Source organism: Sphingobium sp. CECT 9361, assembly GCF_918741285.1.
Taxonomy (GTDB): domain Bacteria; phylum Pseudomonadota; class Alphaproteobacteria; order Sphingomonadales; family Sphingomonadaceae; genus Sphingobium.
Window position 1 is genome coordinate 38,886 of sequence record NZ_CAKKNC010000023.1, and the last position, 15,343, is coordinate 54,228.

At 59.0% G+C, this 15,343-nt stretch carries 12 protein-coding genes, 1 tRNA gene and 2 pseudogenes; 4 read left to right on the forward strand and 11 right to left on the reverse strand.

Annotation, left to right across the window (positions count from 1 at the left end; all coding sequences use genetic code 11):
• Positions 1-2: 2 nt before the first annotated feature.
• From LQ220_RS21150 to LQ220_RS21180, 7 genes and pseudogenes are all read right to left on the reverse strand, one after another.
• On the reverse strand, positions 3-686 hold the full coding sequence (locus tag LQ220_RS21150; RefSeq protein WP_230190089.1) for a Fe2+-dependent dioxygenase: 684 nt from the start codon (positions 684-686) through the stop codon (positions 3-5).
• Positions 683-1,423: a tetratricopeptide repeat protein gene (locus tag LQ220_RS21155; RefSeq protein WP_230190090.1), complete on the reverse strand. Its 741-nt coding sequence runs from the start codon at positions 1,421-1,423 to the stop codon at positions 683-685. The genes LQ220_RS21150 and LQ220_RS21155 overlap by 4 nt, the downstream gene beginning before the upstream one ends.
• 87 nt (positions 1,424-1,510) lie before the next feature.
• The gene (locus tag LQ220_RS21160; protein ID WP_230190091.1) at positions 1,511-4,024 is read right to left on the reverse strand and encodes a TonB-dependent receptor; all 2,514 of its coding nucleotides are present in this window, start codon (positions 4,022-4,024) and stop codon (positions 1,511-1,513) included.
• A 92-nt stretch (positions 4,025-4,116) separates the two neighbouring features.
• Positions 4,117-4,872, reverse strand: a pseudogene (locus LQ220_RS21165) (copper resistance protein B); the annotation flags it as partial.
• Between the two features lie 149 nt (positions 4,873-5,021).
• A complete protein-coding gene (locus LQ220_RS21170) occupies positions 5,022-6,812 on the reverse strand; it encodes a copper resistance system multicopper oxidase (protein ID WP_230190092.1) in 1,791 nt (596 codons plus the stop codon).
• Positions 6,812-7,573, reverse strand: a complete 762-nt coding sequence (locus LQ220_RS21175) for an SDR family NAD(P)-dependent oxidoreductase (RefSeq protein ID WP_230190102.1) — start codon at positions 7,571-7,573, stop codon at positions 6,812-6,814. Before LQ220_RS21175 ends, LQ220_RS21170 begins: the two co-directional genes overlap by 1 nt.
• Positions 7,574-7,585: 12 nt before the next feature.
• Complete coding sequence (locus LQ220_RS21180; RefSeq protein WP_290369077.1) at positions 7,586-8,770, reverse strand: acetyl-CoA C-acyltransferase; 1,185 nt, start codon at positions 8,768-8,770, stop codon at positions 7,586-7,588.
• 134 nt (positions 8,771-8,904) lie between these two features.
• Here LQ220_RS21180 and dinB point away from each other — a divergent pair, with 134 nt between their 5' ends.
• Entirely contained in the window at positions 8,905-9,999 is a 1,095-nt protein-coding gene (gene dinB, locus LQ220_RS21185) for a DNA polymerase IV (protein WP_230190094.1), read from the forward strand.
• On the opposite strand, the gene LQ220_RS21190 is transcribed toward dinB, so the two are convergent.
• Positions 9,996-10,772, reverse strand: coding sequence for a DUF1134 domain-containing protein (locus tag LQ220_RS21190; RefSeq protein WP_230190095.1), 777 nt, complete (start codon positions 10,770-10,772; stop codon positions 9,996-9,998). The genes dinB and LQ220_RS21190 overlap by 4 nt on opposite strands.
• 263 nt (positions 10,773-11,035) lie before the next feature.
• On the opposite strand from LQ220_RS21190, the gene LQ220_RS21195 reads away from it, so the two are divergent.
• Positions 11,036-11,127: transfer RNA gene (locus tag LQ220_RS21195), tRNA-Ser, on the forward strand.
• A gap of 275 nt (positions 11,128-11,402) precedes the next feature.
• Here LQ220_RS21195 and LQ220_RS21200 read toward each other — a convergent pair.
• Positions 11,403-11,933, reverse strand: a complete 531-nt coding sequence (locus tag LQ220_RS21200; protein ID WP_230190096.1) for a hypothetical protein — start codon at positions 11,931-11,933, stop codon at positions 11,403-11,405.
• A gap of 116 nt (positions 11,934-12,049) precedes the next feature.
• Here LQ220_RS21200 and LQ220_RS21205 point away from each other — a divergent pair, with 116 nt between their 5' ends.
• Entirely contained in the window at positions 12,050-12,226 is a 177-nt protein-coding gene (locus tag LQ220_RS21205) for a helix-turn-helix domain-containing protein (protein ID WP_230190097.1), read from the forward strand.
• 362 nt (positions 12,227-12,588) lie between these two features.
• Here the strand turns inward: LQ220_RS21205 and LQ220_RS21210 are convergent, their stop codons facing one another.
• Positions 12,589-12,783 (reverse strand): hypothetical protein, encoded by a 195-nt coding sequence (locus LQ220_RS21210; RefSeq protein ID WP_230190098.1) that lies wholly within the window; start codon positions 12,781-12,783, stop codon positions 12,589-12,591.
• 397 nt (positions 12,784-13,180) lie between these two features.
• On the opposite strand from LQ220_RS21210, the gene LQ220_RS21215 reads away from it, so the two are divergent.
• On the forward strand, positions 13,181-14,620 hold the full coding sequence (locus LQ220_RS21215) for a hypothetical protein (protein WP_230190099.1): 1,440 nt from the start codon (positions 13,181-13,183) through the stop codon (positions 14,618-14,620).
• Between the two features lie 439 nt (positions 14,621-15,059).
• Here LQ220_RS21215 and LQ220_RS21220 read toward each other — a convergent pair.
• Positions 15,060-15,343 (reverse strand): annotated as a pseudogene (locus LQ220_RS21220) (GDP-L-fucose synthase); the annotation flags it as partial.

Sequence of the window (15,343 nt, forward strand, 5' to 3'; positions counted from 1 at the left end):
TCTTACATCTCCGCCCAGCGGCGCAGCAGGTTGTGATACACCCCCGTCAGTCGAATGACGTCCGCATTGTCCTGCCCCAGCGTGGCGCCCAAAGCCTGCACCGAACTGTCCAGCGCGAACAGCGCGCTGCGATCCGCTTCGCTGCGCACCATCGATTGTATCCAGAAGAAGCTCGCGATTCGCCGTCCCCGCGTCACCGGCGTCACATGATGCAGCGATGACGCGGGATAGACGATCATATGCCCCGCCGGCAATTTGACCTGCTGCGTCCCGAACGTCCCCTCGATGGTCAATTCACCACCGTCATAGGCATCGGGTTCTTCAAGAAACAGCGTCGCCGACAGGTCGCTCCGGATACGGAAATCGCTGCCCGAAAGGATACGCACTGCGCTGTCGACATGCGTGTCGAACCCTTGTCCGTCGCCATAGCTGTTGAACAAAGGCGGATAGACCTTGAGCGGCAAAGCGGCGGCGATGAACAGCGGGTTCCTGCCCAGCGCATCCAGAATGATGTTCCCCGCCGCCCGCGCCGCATCCGATCCCTCGGCCAGTTGCAGGTTGCGCTTCGCCAGTGCCGACTGATGCCCCGACGTGGCATTACCGTCGATCCACGGCGCGGGGTCGATAGTGCCACGGACATGCGCTAGCGTGGCGGCATCAAGCACATCGGGTATCGCGATCATCATATTTCGTCGCCCGCCAGCGCAGCAGGGCCGCGCTCCTGTAAATCCGCTATCGGCGACGCACGCAGGAAAGCCTCCGCCTTAGCCAGAAAGGCAGGCGTCGCGCTCTCCCGCACCCGCGCCAGCCACGCCAGCGCCTGCGCGATCTCCCCCGCATCCGCCAGCATCCGCGCATGATTGAACTGCCCGCGAAAGTCGCCGCCTTCCGCCGCTTTGGCATAATAGTCCGCCGCGATCTTCATGTCCCGCTCCACGACCCAGCCATCTTCATGGAAGCTGCCGATATAATTCATCGCCTTCGCATTCCCCATCGCGGCGGCCTTGCGAAACCACTCCAGCGCCGCCACCCGGTCCTGCGCCACGCCTTCGCCCAGCGTCAGCAGTGTCGCGTAATTGTACATGCCCCATTCCAGACCGCGCTCCGCCGCAACGCGATAGCATTCGGCGGCCCTCGCCTTGTCGATCGCTACGCCCCAGCCAAGGTCGTAACAGCGCCCCACCATATTGAGCGCCATCAGATGATCCTGCGCCGCCGCACGATTGAACCAGCCAAAGGCGGAGGCCGGATTGGCAGGCATATCGCGACCGTCCAGCAGCATCTGCCCCAGCACTGCCTGCGCATCAGCTACGCCTGCTTCCGCCGCCGTGCGAATGATCGCCACGCGGTCCTCCGGTGCACCCGAAAGGCGGGCGGCAAGTTCCTCCGCGCTCATCGCGTTGATCGTGTTGATGTCTGTCATTTCATGCGCCTTTTAGCGCAGAAATCCCGCCTTGCCGAGATGGCGAGGCGGGATGTCCGTCGATGGGGGGCAGGGCAACACCCCCGATCAATATTTGAAGTTCAGCGTCGCGATGGCCGCACGACCCGGCGCGATGGCGGCATAATGCGATGTATAGACTTGATTATAATACACCTTGTTGGTCACGTTGTTGACGTTGACCGACAGGTCGAGCTGCTCATTGATCTTGTATCCCACCCGTGCGTCGAACCGCCAATAGCTTGGCACGGTGCGATAGATCAGGCGCGTTGCGGGGGCGACGGTAACGACGCCTGCAGCGTTCTGGGTGGCCGAGCGATTGTCCTGATACCCGCCAAAGACCCGGCTGGTATAAAACGCCCCGCCGCCCAGCTTAAGTCCGTTGAGCACTTCGTAATCGGTCCAAACGGTAAAGCTATGCTTCGCCGTCTGCGGGAAGGGCTTGCCGGTGTTGACCGAGGGGACAAAAACGATCTGCGCGGGTCGCGCGCTTGCTCCCGTCAGCGCGGGTGCCGTCAGCGCCGTCAAACCGCCTTCGCTGATCTTGGCATCCATATAGGTATAGCCGCCGAACACGGTCCAGCCCGGAACGACAGTGCCGTTGAAACCAAGCTCGACACCCTTGATCTTCCGCTTACCGATGAACTGCGCCGTATTGTTGTCGCCCACCACGCGCGCATTGTCCGTCTTCGTCTGGAACAGCGCGGCGGTCAGTGACAGGCGGTTGTCGAACAGATCGGCCTTCGCACCGATTTCCATCGACTTGGTCTTCTCGACCTTCAGTGCGCGCGCAGTGGCATCGGCCTGCGCCTGCGTAATGGCGGTCGTCACGGTGCCCAGGCTATTGAACTCCTGCCCTTCACCCAACAGACTGTTTGGCGGTGTCGAAGCCGTTGCATAGGAAGCGTAAAGGCTCGTATTGGCCGTCGGCTTGAACACGACGCCAGCCTGCCAGTTGAAAATCTGATCCTTGCGCCGGATTATCGGGCGCACGCCGTTCAGCACGGGCAGGGTCGCCTTCGACCGGAAATCGTCATAGCGCGCGCCCAGGTTCACGATCAGCGATGAGCCGATCGAGATCGAATCGAACGCATACACGGCCTTGGTATTGGCGTTGTTGATGGTCCGCGTGCTGGATGCGCCGCGGGTGATGGGCGTCAACGTCGCACCGGCAGCGTCGCTGCTATAATTGACCCAGGGATCGTTCGGGTTGGGATTGAAGATGCTCGTGCAATAGAAACGGGAGACTGTAAGTTCGTTGCATCGCGGCGATACCGTGTTGCCGGAAGCGAACACATAGGCACCGCGCGATGTCTTTTCCGTGGAGAACTCAGCACCCAGGGCAAAGCTATGCTCGATATTGGCGCCCGTGTGGAACTTGCCATACAGATCGGTCTGGTTGGTCATGCTGTCCGAATAACCGAAGCGGCTATTGCCACGACGCCACACATAACCGCCCTGTGCCGCAAGATTGGTCGGGCTGTTGACCGCACCCGGCGTACCGAACACGTTGCCCGTGCTGTCATCGGGCAGCAGGAAGATGAAATTCTGACTGGTATGGCTGTACCGTGACGTGTTGCGGAACCGGATGCCGTTGCCGAAATCATGATCGAACCGCATCGTCATCTGATCGGTTTTCGACGTGCGGAAATCGCGCGATTTCAGGCCATAGAAGGTATCGCGGTCCACTTTGCCCGTCACACCGCCCGCCGTGGTGACGGTGCCGACGATAGGCTCGTTGTAAATCGTGCCGAGCGGCGAATTGGCGATGCTGTAGAGAAACGGGATGCCGCTATCGGGCAACTCGTCCGTATCCAGATGATAATAGGACAGCGTCAGGCTGGTCGGACCTTCGACACCGATCTTCACCGACGGCGCAATGCCCCAGCGCTTCTGCCAGATCGCATCGCGGCCCGCGACGTCCTGATCGTGCCACATGCCGGTCAGGCGCACCGCGATGTTGCTGCCGACGACATAGTTCACGTCGCCGGTAATCCGCTTATAGTCTGCCGTGCCGGCGCTGAGCGCACCCGATACGAAATTATCGTTCTGCGGCATCTTCGATACGATATTCAGCGTTCCGCCTGCGCTGCCACGACCGCCCAACGTGCTGTCGGATCCGCGCACGATCTGGATCTGCTCGACGGCGAACACTTCGCGGCTCTGCGCGCCAATGTCGCGAACGCCGTCCAGATAGGTGCTGCCCTGGCTGTCGAAGCCGCGAATGAACGGGCGGTCGCCGATAGGATTGCCGCCTTCCGCTGCGCCGAACGTGATGCCGGGGACCGTCCGCAAGGCTTCGACCAGCGTCGCCGATCCGGTGTCCTTGATGATCTGCTTGTCGATGACCGCAATGGAGCGCGGCGTGTTGATAAGCGGGGCAGTTGCCTTCGGGCTACTGTCGGCGGGGATACGCTGACCGTTCACCAGAATGCGATCGCGGGGGTTTTCGGCATCGGCCGCTGTCTCTGCTGCTGCAGTCGGCTCTTCCGCAGCGAACGCTTGACCGCTCATCAGGGCACCCACGCAGGACAGCGCCAGAAATGCCGGAACGGACTGATGGTTTTTTACGATAACAGACATTGAAATCCCCCATGGACGATAGAGGCCTGTTATTGCGAGTCATTCGCACTGTCAAAACATTTTTGCGATCAATTCGCATTTGCGGCCGCGGTTCAGAACCAGATGCGGATACCCGCTACCAGGCTAGTGGCTTTAACATCCTCCCCATCCACCCTTGCATAGTCGGCCGTCTGGCCAAGCTTCCGGTCATGGGACACGCCGATATAAGGCGCGAACTCCCGCTTGATCTCATATCGCAACCGTAATCCCACTTCCGCATCGGTCACGCCTGACCCGATTCGGTTCTGCGGCACGTCCTGCGCTGCAAGGTTCATTTCTACTCGCGGCTGCAGGATCAGGCGCTGCGTGATCCGCTGATCGTAATAGGCCTCGACTCGTCCCAGCACATCGCCCTTGTCCGACAGGAACAGAGCACCCTCCACGTCGAACCAATAAGGCGCCAGTCCTTCGAACCCGACGGTCGCATAGGTGCTTGACGGACCCGGCTCGAAATCATGGCGCACACCGATCTGCACGTTCCAATAGGGATCGAGCGCCCGGCTATACAGCGCCTGTAGCTCAGCCGCCTCTACGCCTTCGCGAAACGCGCCTTCTCCCTCGGTCTTGATCGTCAGCCGATGGATATCGCCACCGAACCACGCTTCGCCATCCCAGCGATAGCCGTCCCGCCCGTTGCGGACCTGCACCTCCGCGAGATTGAACATGATCTGGCTGAACGTACCGCCGCCATGCTCCCGAAACAGCGCCTCCCGCGACTCCGTCATCGCTCCATCGGGGAAGATACGGTCGGCATAATGGTCGCTCGGCGGCGACGGGGCGGGGGCATCGCCCGGCGGCAGGCCAGTGCCGCCGCTGCCATGATCGGGCATCGCCGACATGTTTTCACGTGTCGACTTATTTTGCGCGTCGTCGCCCATGGCCGACATGTCGTGCCCCGCATGGGCATCCTGCGCCTGGGCTGGCACCGCCAGCATGAGCGGCAAAAGGAAAAGCATTTTCATGCGTCGGCTTTTCTCGGTCGCACAGACACGACCCGCATCATCCCGCCATGCATATGGTACAGCATGTGGCAGTGGAACGCCCAGTCCCCCAGCGCATCCGCCGTCAGGTCGAAGCTGACCTTGCCCCCCGGCGCGACGTTGACCGTGTGCTTGCGCGGCGCATAATCGCCATGCCCGGTCACCAGTTCAAAGAAATGCCCATGCAGATGGATCGGGTGCGACATCATCGTGTCGTTGATTAGCGTCACCCGGACTCGCTCATTCTCGATGAACGGTATCGGTTCGCGCGTATCGCTCATCTTCACACCGTCGAATGACCACATATAGCGTTCCATATTGGCGGTCAGGTGAATGTCCATCGCGCGATCCGGCGCACGGACATCGGGATTGCGCTCCAGCGCCATCAGGTCGCGATACACCAGCACGCGATGCCCCACATCGTCCAGACCTTGCCCCGGCTCCCCTGTGCGATCGACCGGCATAGGGGATATCGTCTGCACCCCTGGCCCCATTCTCACCTGCGGCGCATTGCTGCCATCGCGCATTGTCATGGAGCCATGATCCATTTCAGGTGTCGACTTATTCATGTCTGCCATGTCCATGCCCGCCATGTCATGCCCCATTGCCGCATGATCCATCCCGCTCATGTCATGCCCGCCACCCATGCTGCCCATGCCCATGTCGGTCATGGTGGCCAGCGGGCGTTTGCGCAGCGGCGGCACCGGCGCGATCATCCCTTCACGCGGCGCCAAAGTGGCCCGCGCCATGCCCGACCGATCGACGGCCTCGCCCACCAGCGTATAGGCGCGGTCCTCCGTCGGCGTCACGATGACGTCGTATGTCTCGGCGACGGCAATCTGTAGCTCGTCCACCTCGACGGGCCGCACATTCAGGCCATCAGCTTGCACGACGGTCAGCGTCAGGCCAGGTATCCGGACGTTGAAAATGGTCATGGCCGACGCATTGATGACGCGCAACCGCACCCGCTCGCCCGGCTTGAACAGCGCCGTCCAATTATCCTGCGGGCCATAGCCATTGACGAGATAGCTATAGGTGGAGCCGGTCACGTCGGAGATATCCGCCGGGTCCATCCGCATCCTGCCCCAGGCCATCCGCTCCTTGAGCGGCTGATCCTTGCCCGACAACAGACCGCCCAGCGTCTGCCGCTGATAGTTGAAATACCCCGGCTGCTGCTTGAGCTTCTTGAAGATCGCATGGGGATGCAGCGGGCTGTGATCGGACAGCAGGATGACATGCTCGCGATCCGATTGTACTGGATCGGTTTCCAACGGGTCGATCACAATGGGGCCGTAAAGCCCCATCTGCTCCTGCAATCCCGAATGACTGTGATACCAATATGTCCCCGCCTGAACGATGGGGAATTCGTACACGAACGTCGATTTCGGCTTGATGCCCGGAAAGCTGACGCCGGGAACGCCGTCATATTGGAATGGCACCAGCAGCCCATGCCAGTGCAGCGAACTGTCCTCGTCCAGATCGTTGGTCACCGACAGGCGGACGGTCGTCCCTTCCTTCAACCGGATCAATGGCGCGGGTACGGTTCCATTGATACCGATAGCATGGCTGGGCCGCCCATCGACCGTCATCATCCGATGCCCGATCTTGAGCGCAATGTCAGTGCCGCTCAGCGTCGGCAGCGGGCGCACGATTCCTGCGGAAGTTGGCTGCGCCCACGCCGGAAACACATTGGCCAGAGCGACGCCACCGCCCGCCAGCGCAGCGCCGCGCAAGACATCCCGACGATGAATGCGTATCGGCTTATTCACTATTTCGGCGCCATACGGATCGCGCCGTCCAGCCGGATGACTTCGCCGTTGAGCATCGGGTTATTAACGATGCTCTCCACCAGTTGGGCATATTCCTCGGGCTTGCCCAGACGGCTGGGGAAGGGAACCTGCGTCCCGAGCGAATCCTGCGCCTCCTGCGGCAACCCGGCCAGCATAGGCGTCCAGAAAATCCCCGGCGCAATCGTCATCACCCTTATGCCGAAGCGCGCAAACTCCCGCGCCAGCGGCAGGCCAAGCCCCACCACGCCCCCCTTCGACGCGGCATAGGCTGCCTGACCGATCTGCCCATCGAACGCCGCAACGCTGGCGGTATTGATGATGACCGCACACTCCTCGCCGATCCGCTCTTCCTTGTGGACTTGCGCCGCGAATTTGGACGCGACGTTGAACGTGCCGATCAGGTTGATCGTCACGACCTTCGCGAAATCCTTGAGCGGTGCCGGCTTGCCTTCGCGGTCGAACGCTTTGCCCGGTGTGGCGACGCCGGCGCAATTGACCAATATGCGCGCCTTGCCGTGCACGCCTTCGGCCTCAATCAGTGCCGCTTCCACCGAAGCCTCATCGGTCACGTCGACCTTGACGAAATGCCCCCCGATTGCCTTGGCATGGGCGTTGCCCTGCTCGACGTTCAGGTCGAAAATCGTGACTTTCGCGCCCGCCTTGGCGAGGCGCTCGGCCGTCGCACCGCCCAGTCCCGATGCGCCGCCGGTCACAATCGCTGCCAGTCCGTTGATGTCCATCATGCGTCCTTATCAGTTGAGTTCGATGGCCATGGCGGTTGCTTCCCCGCCACCGATGCACAGGCTCGCCACGCCGCGCTTCAATCCTCGCGCTTCAAGAGCCCCGATCAACGTCGCCAGTATCCGCGCACCGCTAGCGCCGATGGGATGGCCCAGTGCCGTCGCGCCGCCATTGACGTTGAGCTTTTCGGGCGGAATTGCCAGTTCCTTCGCTGCGATCATGGCGACCACGGCAAAGGCTTCGTTGACTTCGAACAGGTCCACATCCTCGGCGGTCCAGCCTGCCTTGGCCAGCAACTTGCGCATGGCGGGGACAGGCGCCGTCGTGAACAGGCCCGGCGCATGGGCATGGGCTGCATGGGCAACCACGGTCGCCACCACCGGCAAGCCCAGCTTCTCGGCAACACTCCGCCGCGTCATCACCAGCGCGGCGGCTCCATCGGAAATGGAGGAGGCGTTGGCCGCGGTGATCGTACCGTCCTTGGCGAAGGCAGGCTTGAGATCGCGGATCTTCTCCGGCTTTGCCTTGCCCGGTTGTTCATCGGTATCGACGGTCACGTCACCACCCCGACCCGCAATCGTAACCGGCGTGATTTCCTTGACGAAAGCCCCGCTCGCGATGGCTGCCTTAGCCCGCTCCAGCGACCGCAGCGCATAATCGTCTTGGTCGCTCCGCGTAAACTGATAATCGCGCACGGCGTCTTCGGCAAAAACGCCCATTGCCTTACCCGGTGTATAAGCGTCCTCCAGGCCGTCCATCATCATCGTGTCGATGATCCGGTCATGCCCGATCCGCGAGCCGGAGCGATGCTTGGGCAGTGCGTAAGGCGCGTTGGTCATGCTTTCCATGCCACCGGCAACGATCACATCGGCGCTCCCGGCCTTCAACGCATCATGCGCCATGATCGCGGCCTGCATGCCCGATCCACACATCTTGTTGACAGTCGTCGCCTCGACCGACTCCGGCAGACCTGCGCCCAAAGCGACCTGCCGGGCAGGCGCTTGCCCTAGACCGGCGGGCAACACGCAGCCCATGTAAATCTGTTCGATCGCTGCCCCGTCCACGCCTGCGCGTTCAATCGCGGCCTTCACGGCGAATGCACCGAGGTCAGTCGCTTTCAATCCCGACAGCGCACCTTGAAACCCGCCCATCGGTGTGCGCGCATAGCTGGCGATAACTACTGGATCGGCCATTATATATTCCTCTCGCACGAATACTCTCTGGGGCGCCAAATCGCACCCTGCGGGCATATCGTCAACACCAGTGGCCGCAATGGTCGATGGCACTGTATTGCTTTTGTTCTTCCGCCATCTGTGTCATAATTTCTCCTATGGACGAGGGCACTCCTCAAAATCGCAAGATCATCCATATCGATATGGATGCCTTTTACGCATCGGTCGAACAGCGCGACCATCCTGAGATGCGCGGCAAGCCCGTTGCAGTGGGAGGCAGTGGCGTACGAGGCGTTGTCGCCGCAGCCAGTTATGAAGCACGGACATTCGGCGTGCGATCCGCAATGCCCGGTGCACGGGCACGCCGCATGTGTCCTGACTTGATTTTCGCCCGCCCACGCTTCGATGTGTATCGCGAAGTATCGCGCCAGATTCGAGCGATCTTCGCGCAATTCACCGATGTTATCCAGCCCTTGTCCCTCGACGAAGCCTATCTGGACGTCACGGAAAACAAGGCAGGTTTGGGCACGGCAACGCAGATTGCCGAGGAAATCCGCCGGTTGATTTGCGCCGAAACGGGGCTGACGGCGTCTGCGGGCGTCTCCTATAATAAGCTGATCGCAAAGCTCGCATCCGATCAGAACAAGCCCGATGGCATCTGTGTCATCCGGCCCGATCAGGGCGCAGCGTTCGTGGCCACGCTGCCTGTGCGCCGGTTCCACGGCATCGGCCCGGTAACCGCGGCCAAGATGCAAAAGCTGGGGATCGAAACCGGTGCGGATTTAAGAGCGCAACCGCTCCCTTTCCTGAAACAGCATTTCGGCAGCATGGCGGACTATTACCACGGTGCCTCACGAGGGATCGACCACCGCCCGGTGCGCGCGCGCGAAGTCGCAAAGTCGATCAGCGTCGAAGATACGTTCGGCACCGACTTGACGGACCGCGACGCGCTGATCGCCGAGCTCGATATGATAACGGAACGACTGTGGCCACGGATCGAGGCGTCCAATATGCGGGGGCGCACAGTGACGTTGAAAATCAAGTTCGCGGATTTCGCGATCATTACGCGATCGCGGTCGTTCCCCGCGGCCGTAGCCGATCCCTCCTCACTCGCCGCGACAGGGCGCGCCTTGCTCGAAGGCGAGTTACCTCTGCGCATGGGCGCGCGGCTATTGGGGCTTGGGGTGCATAATCTGGAACCTGTGGCCGGGGTTTTGGACACTGCCCCGGCCCAGTTGGTGCTCGCTATTTAGAACGGCAGCCAGTTTCGTTTTTCGCTGAACTTCATATAGCCTGCATTGACGCCAAGCCGATATCCCACGCCCAGCCGGATCGGGATCAATACCACCTGGCCCCAGCGCAGATAGCTGGCAGTAAATCCGCCCACCAGATAGGCGCCGCCTTCTCCCGCTGGGAAGCGATGATAGAGATCCTGCGTATCGTAGAGATTATAGACCAAGACGAACGTATTGGACGCATTGCCGCCCACGTCGAAACCGATCGACGGACCGGTCCAGTAGACGTCACGTGTTCCTTCGATCTTGTGCGTCAATGTCCCTGAGCCATAACGCAAACCTACCACGAACGCGCCGGAAGCTTCGCGTCCGGCAATATAGGCATTGGGCTGGCCCTGATCTTTCAGAACTTTTTCGATGATCCCGGCAAGGCCCGCGGCGCCCTTACCGAACACGCCTTCGGCTGCCCCGATCAGATCGTCTTTCTGGTAGGATGCCGTTGGCAACGGTGCGGCCGGTGGAGAGCTTGGTGTAACGGGCGCACCCGTCGCAGTAGCGGGAGCGCCGTCTTCCGTCACGACGGCGGGCGGGGGGGGCGGGGTTGCCGAGCCTATCGCATCGGCTGGTGGGTCGTTGACCTCCAGCGGGGGGCTATTGTCGTTTCTCCCGGAGGGAACGGGCGCCAAATCCGCGTCGATCTGTGTATTGGGATCGACGTTTCGAATCTGCGCTGTGGCCGCTGGGGCCAAAATCAAGGCAATTGCGCCTGCAAGCATCGTCAAACTGCGCATGTTACAATTCTCCCCAACCGCACCCGGTGCGCCCATTAGGCCTATGCTATCAGGGCCTGCACATGAAACGGCAATGAACGAACGGCAACATGAGTCGATTTCGCGCCGGAACGAATCCTTTTGTACTGGGACATTGTCGTTTTAACCGGCGACACACGATATGATGAAAAATGCCCGGACGCCGTTGCCATGCTCGATGACGCTCGCTATAGCCCGACGCTCGATAGCCCGGAAGCACCCAGCGCGCTTCTTTCGAGCCATGCGGAGACGTGGGTGAGTGGCTGAAACCAACGGTTTGCTAAACCGTCGTAGGGATAATTCCTTACCGAGGGTTCGAATCCCTCCGTCTCCGCCAATATCCTTTGTTTTTATTGTTAAAATTATACCAGAGGTGGATTGTGCCCATTCTCATGCCCACTTTGTGCGCGGCTTTCACCGAACATTAGCGACCTTTGCCCGACATCCTACAGGGCGTTGTCCGCCGGACATTAGGTCGATCGATGCATCGGCTCAATCCGAATCACATTGTGAACGCAAAGCCAAATGCTAAAATTGTGTCCCCCCGCCGCGTGCAAGGTGGGGGGTGGTCGAATGCCGCCTCTATTGGCCTCAGTCGTTATACCGGGCGGGCTAGTACTTTGCTGAAGTCAAATTTCTTTGTTGGATTGCGAGTCCTACTTCCTCCGACAGCAGGACTCGATCGCATTGAGCCTTCCTGCGTGCTTGAGAAACGTACTTGTTGAACTCTGCCTCTGCGACGCCACCCTCGTAAGCCTCTTTCATTCGGGCTGCTAAATCACGAAGCTTATTCGGATGCATGAACTGTCCAGCCGATGCAGTCATAGCAAGCAGGCCTAAGTGGAAATCATTTTCTTTGACGCTTCCCCGCGATCGCTTCGGAGCCTCGCCATACATCTCCAGCAGCCACCGGAAGGCTTCCTGAAACTCGTTATCAACGTAATACGAAAGTAGCTTGTAAGCTCGCTGTCGGAAATGCGCGTACGCTTCCCGCGAAACTTTCATTGGGTGCTCTTTTGCAGCGTCAGCCCTTTTCCCCGCCACCGTTTCATAGATCTTTTGCGCGATCTCCTCAAACCGGTGAGTTGCCTTCGCTTTCGAGCTCCCCACTGGTGGCAAAGATAGTATTGTTCTGCTGGCCATTTGCCCACCTGTAAAGACGATGCTCTCGGCTCGTGGTAGCTCAGATTGGGTGCGAATTCCAGCTCCCAGGCACCTTGTAAATCTGTCGCGGCAACACCCTGCCGCGGAGATTGATCATGGAAAAACTAACATTGTCGGTGAAAGAGTTTTGCGAAGCCGTCGGCATCGGAAGAACGAAAGCGTACGAAATTTTGGGTGCAGGTGAACTTGAGATCGTACGGTTGGGACGCCGGACGCTCATCACCAAACGTAGCGTCGAAGCCCTAATCGAACGTTCAGTCCGCTCATTGTGAAAGAAGCCCAGCACCGCGAAGAATGCTGGATGTTCATAGCAGAGACGCCGATCGAAGAAATAGATCGAGGCCAGATGGCTTCAGATAAGGCATTATCAATGAAAATCGGAACTAAGATAACGAAGCGTAGTGCTGCAAAGCCGTCGCGAACACCGCTGGTAACTTTATTAGAGAGGCTCGCGCGACAGATACGACGTCGGGAGTCATCTCCCGGAAGCAAAAGGTTCAAGATGCCCGCGCATTGTTCGGCCGGGTACTTTCGTAGACAGGTTTACAGTCACACGAAAACCTTGCGGGCTGAGTGCATGATGTCGGCAGTCAAACAAGAATTAACAGCATTGGGCTTCGCACCGAAAGGTACTTTAATAAACGTAGACTTCGCGTGGCTGGCAGCCGGTATCGTCGGCATGTTGGGGCAAGAGGGCAAATCGACCACGAACCGTATACGTATCATTGCTCGCGACCTCGCCTACGCCGATCATTATGATGTCCCGGTCCAATTCCTGATCGGTTTCATCCATCAGGAAGGTGGCAGTAAGCGCATTGAGCAAATGCACGTGGCGAGGAATGCTGTAGCTCGGAGGAAAGCTTCCGCAAGGCCTATTGTAAAAGGTCCCGCACGGGCGGTTGGCACAACGCCAAAGCGCGCGAGCAAGCGAAAGGCGGCGAGGCCGGTAAAGCTCCGTCCCAGGGGCACGATTAAGCGCAATCATCCAAACAAACGCGCGCGCTGACCCCGACTGGCGTGACGGTGCCACTAGCACGGTCGCGCCAGTGCCCGCCTTCGTCCGTGCTGAACAAGCACGACTTCAACAAGGACACCATCCAAATGATGCCGAACATGCAGCTTCAAGCTACCGGGCACTGCTACAAGCGTGCCGCCTTCCGCAGTGCGCTTGTTATATACACAACATATATACTCCCCCGCATTGGAGACGCAGCACAGTCACTACCATGCCCAGTGACAACAACGATGCGCTCCATCAGCAAGGGAGCATCGTCATGAGCGGGCGTAGAAGGGAAGTGGCCAAGGGCACTCATCAGAACATCGTCGAGGTGGGGACCAATCCAGAGGGTCGCGCTGAGTGGGCCGAACTGAAACGACTAGGAGCGCTGAGGGAAGAGCAAAAGCGCGTGGAGCGCAATGTCCGTGCCAAGCAATACCGCCACCAAAAGCGCTATGCTGGACGTGCGCAGCCGCCGGAGCAGGCCGCTACCTCGCGCATACCGGTGAGCCCGTCAAAGGCTAAAAGGCCAGTGCCTGTCGCCAGTACACCAGCAACCCGCAAACGGAAGAAGGTAGCGGCGGATTACCAACGACCGGCATATAACCGCCGAGAGCGACTTTCCAGGCGAGCTGAGCAGCGAAGGATAGCGCGCGATAACCGCAGGGAATGGCGGAAGCTGACCTACTGGGAGCGGCGGAAGCGCACTCGGTTAGGGACAAATGCGTGGTGCTATAATGCCGAGGACGTTCGCGCCCTTTCCAGGATCACCGGCAAGATAGCTCACGAACGCGAATTGGAGGCTATTCGTCGGTGGAAGTTGACGCCCGAACAATTGGCTTTATTCAAGGCAATTTGTGGCTTTAAGCCCACTTTCGAATTGATTGCATCCAACAAGCGCGTCCGGATGGAATCGGCGGAATCCTTGGCAACACAGATGATACCGTTTTTTAAGAGATCGCCGCATCTGCACTTCTATTTCGTCACGATAATCAACGATGCCTGGCATACCCGGCACGACGACACAGAGATCGACTTAGATGACATTTATGGCGGCATATCGCGCGCCATGGAACGTGGTGGTCTTAACTGGCTTGGGATGGTGGAGATAGACCATTTCAACAACTACCCAGGGGGAGGGCGAGGCCTTTGGATTACACCCCACGGGCACTTGCTGGTTTGGTCGAGGAAGAAGCTCGCACCGGATACCTTGGCCGACCAAATTTCGTCTGCGGGAAGGTTCCTGACCACCTTGACCGACAAACCCGTGGTCGTGAATAGCGTCAACTCTGCAGAGGGCATTGCGCACCTTTGCTTCTACATGATGAAACCAAACTACCAGTGTAAGTCGGTGGGGCCCGAGAACTCAAACACGGGTAAAAGGTCCGTCTACTCCGTCGAGAAGGAAGTTCGCCCCGCATATACCCTCCGAGTTGCGGAAATCTTGTCCCACTTTACGCTTCCTGAGCTAATTCTCACCGGTGGGGACGGCGTAAAACTTCGAAAGACGTGGCTTCAAGCCCTTGGTGATTGGCTGTGCGATTGTAAGGAGAGCCCAGCACCTTTGATGGATCCAGCGGAATTCTGGAATAGCATCAAACCGGCCCGTTTGTCGGGGTCGCCGATACGAGTCAAAAAGCCCAAAAAGCAACAATCTGGCGCGCGATGAAATGTCTCAACTTCATCGCGCTCCACTCCTTGCGAGGCCATTTTGCTGGCCTCGCGCACGGTAACCGTGAACCGTTCGTTCTTCATTTTCATTCCCCTTTTGCCATATCGAATTGGCAAAAGGAGGTATGATCATCGGACAATTAGCACTTAAGAACAAATAAAGTCGCTAATTATGGCGACTTGAGCGCCAATTTGGCTTTAGGCACTAAATCATTTGGCACCTTGCTTCGGCAAAAAGCCAGACTTGAAGAGCGCCCTGAACAGGGATTCGAGCGTGCCTTGGTTAATCCACTAACAAACCAACCGGCCCGCTCGGCGGGGGCAGATCAGTGGTATCGGCCCAAACGCAATTTTTCAGCCAGATTTTGAGATTGTGCGATCGATTGGCCAGAAAGCCCTGGCGTTTTGTAATTCCCGTGTCGCAGATCGTCTCATTTTTATATATGCCGTTCTAAGAAGCATTTGTAAACATCGGCTATGCCTTCGCGCAGACCGATCTTTGGGGTCCAGCCCATGGACTGAAGCTTGTCTCCTGACATCAATTTCCGAGGCGTTCCATCAGGCTTCGAAAGATCCTGGGAGATTTCGCCCTTGAACCCGACAACGTCGCACACAAGCTTGACGAGTTCGATGATCGGAATGTCGTCTCCTGAACCCACATTGACATGTTCGTCCTGCGAGTAGCGCCTCATCAGGAATATACAGGCATCGGCAAGATCAT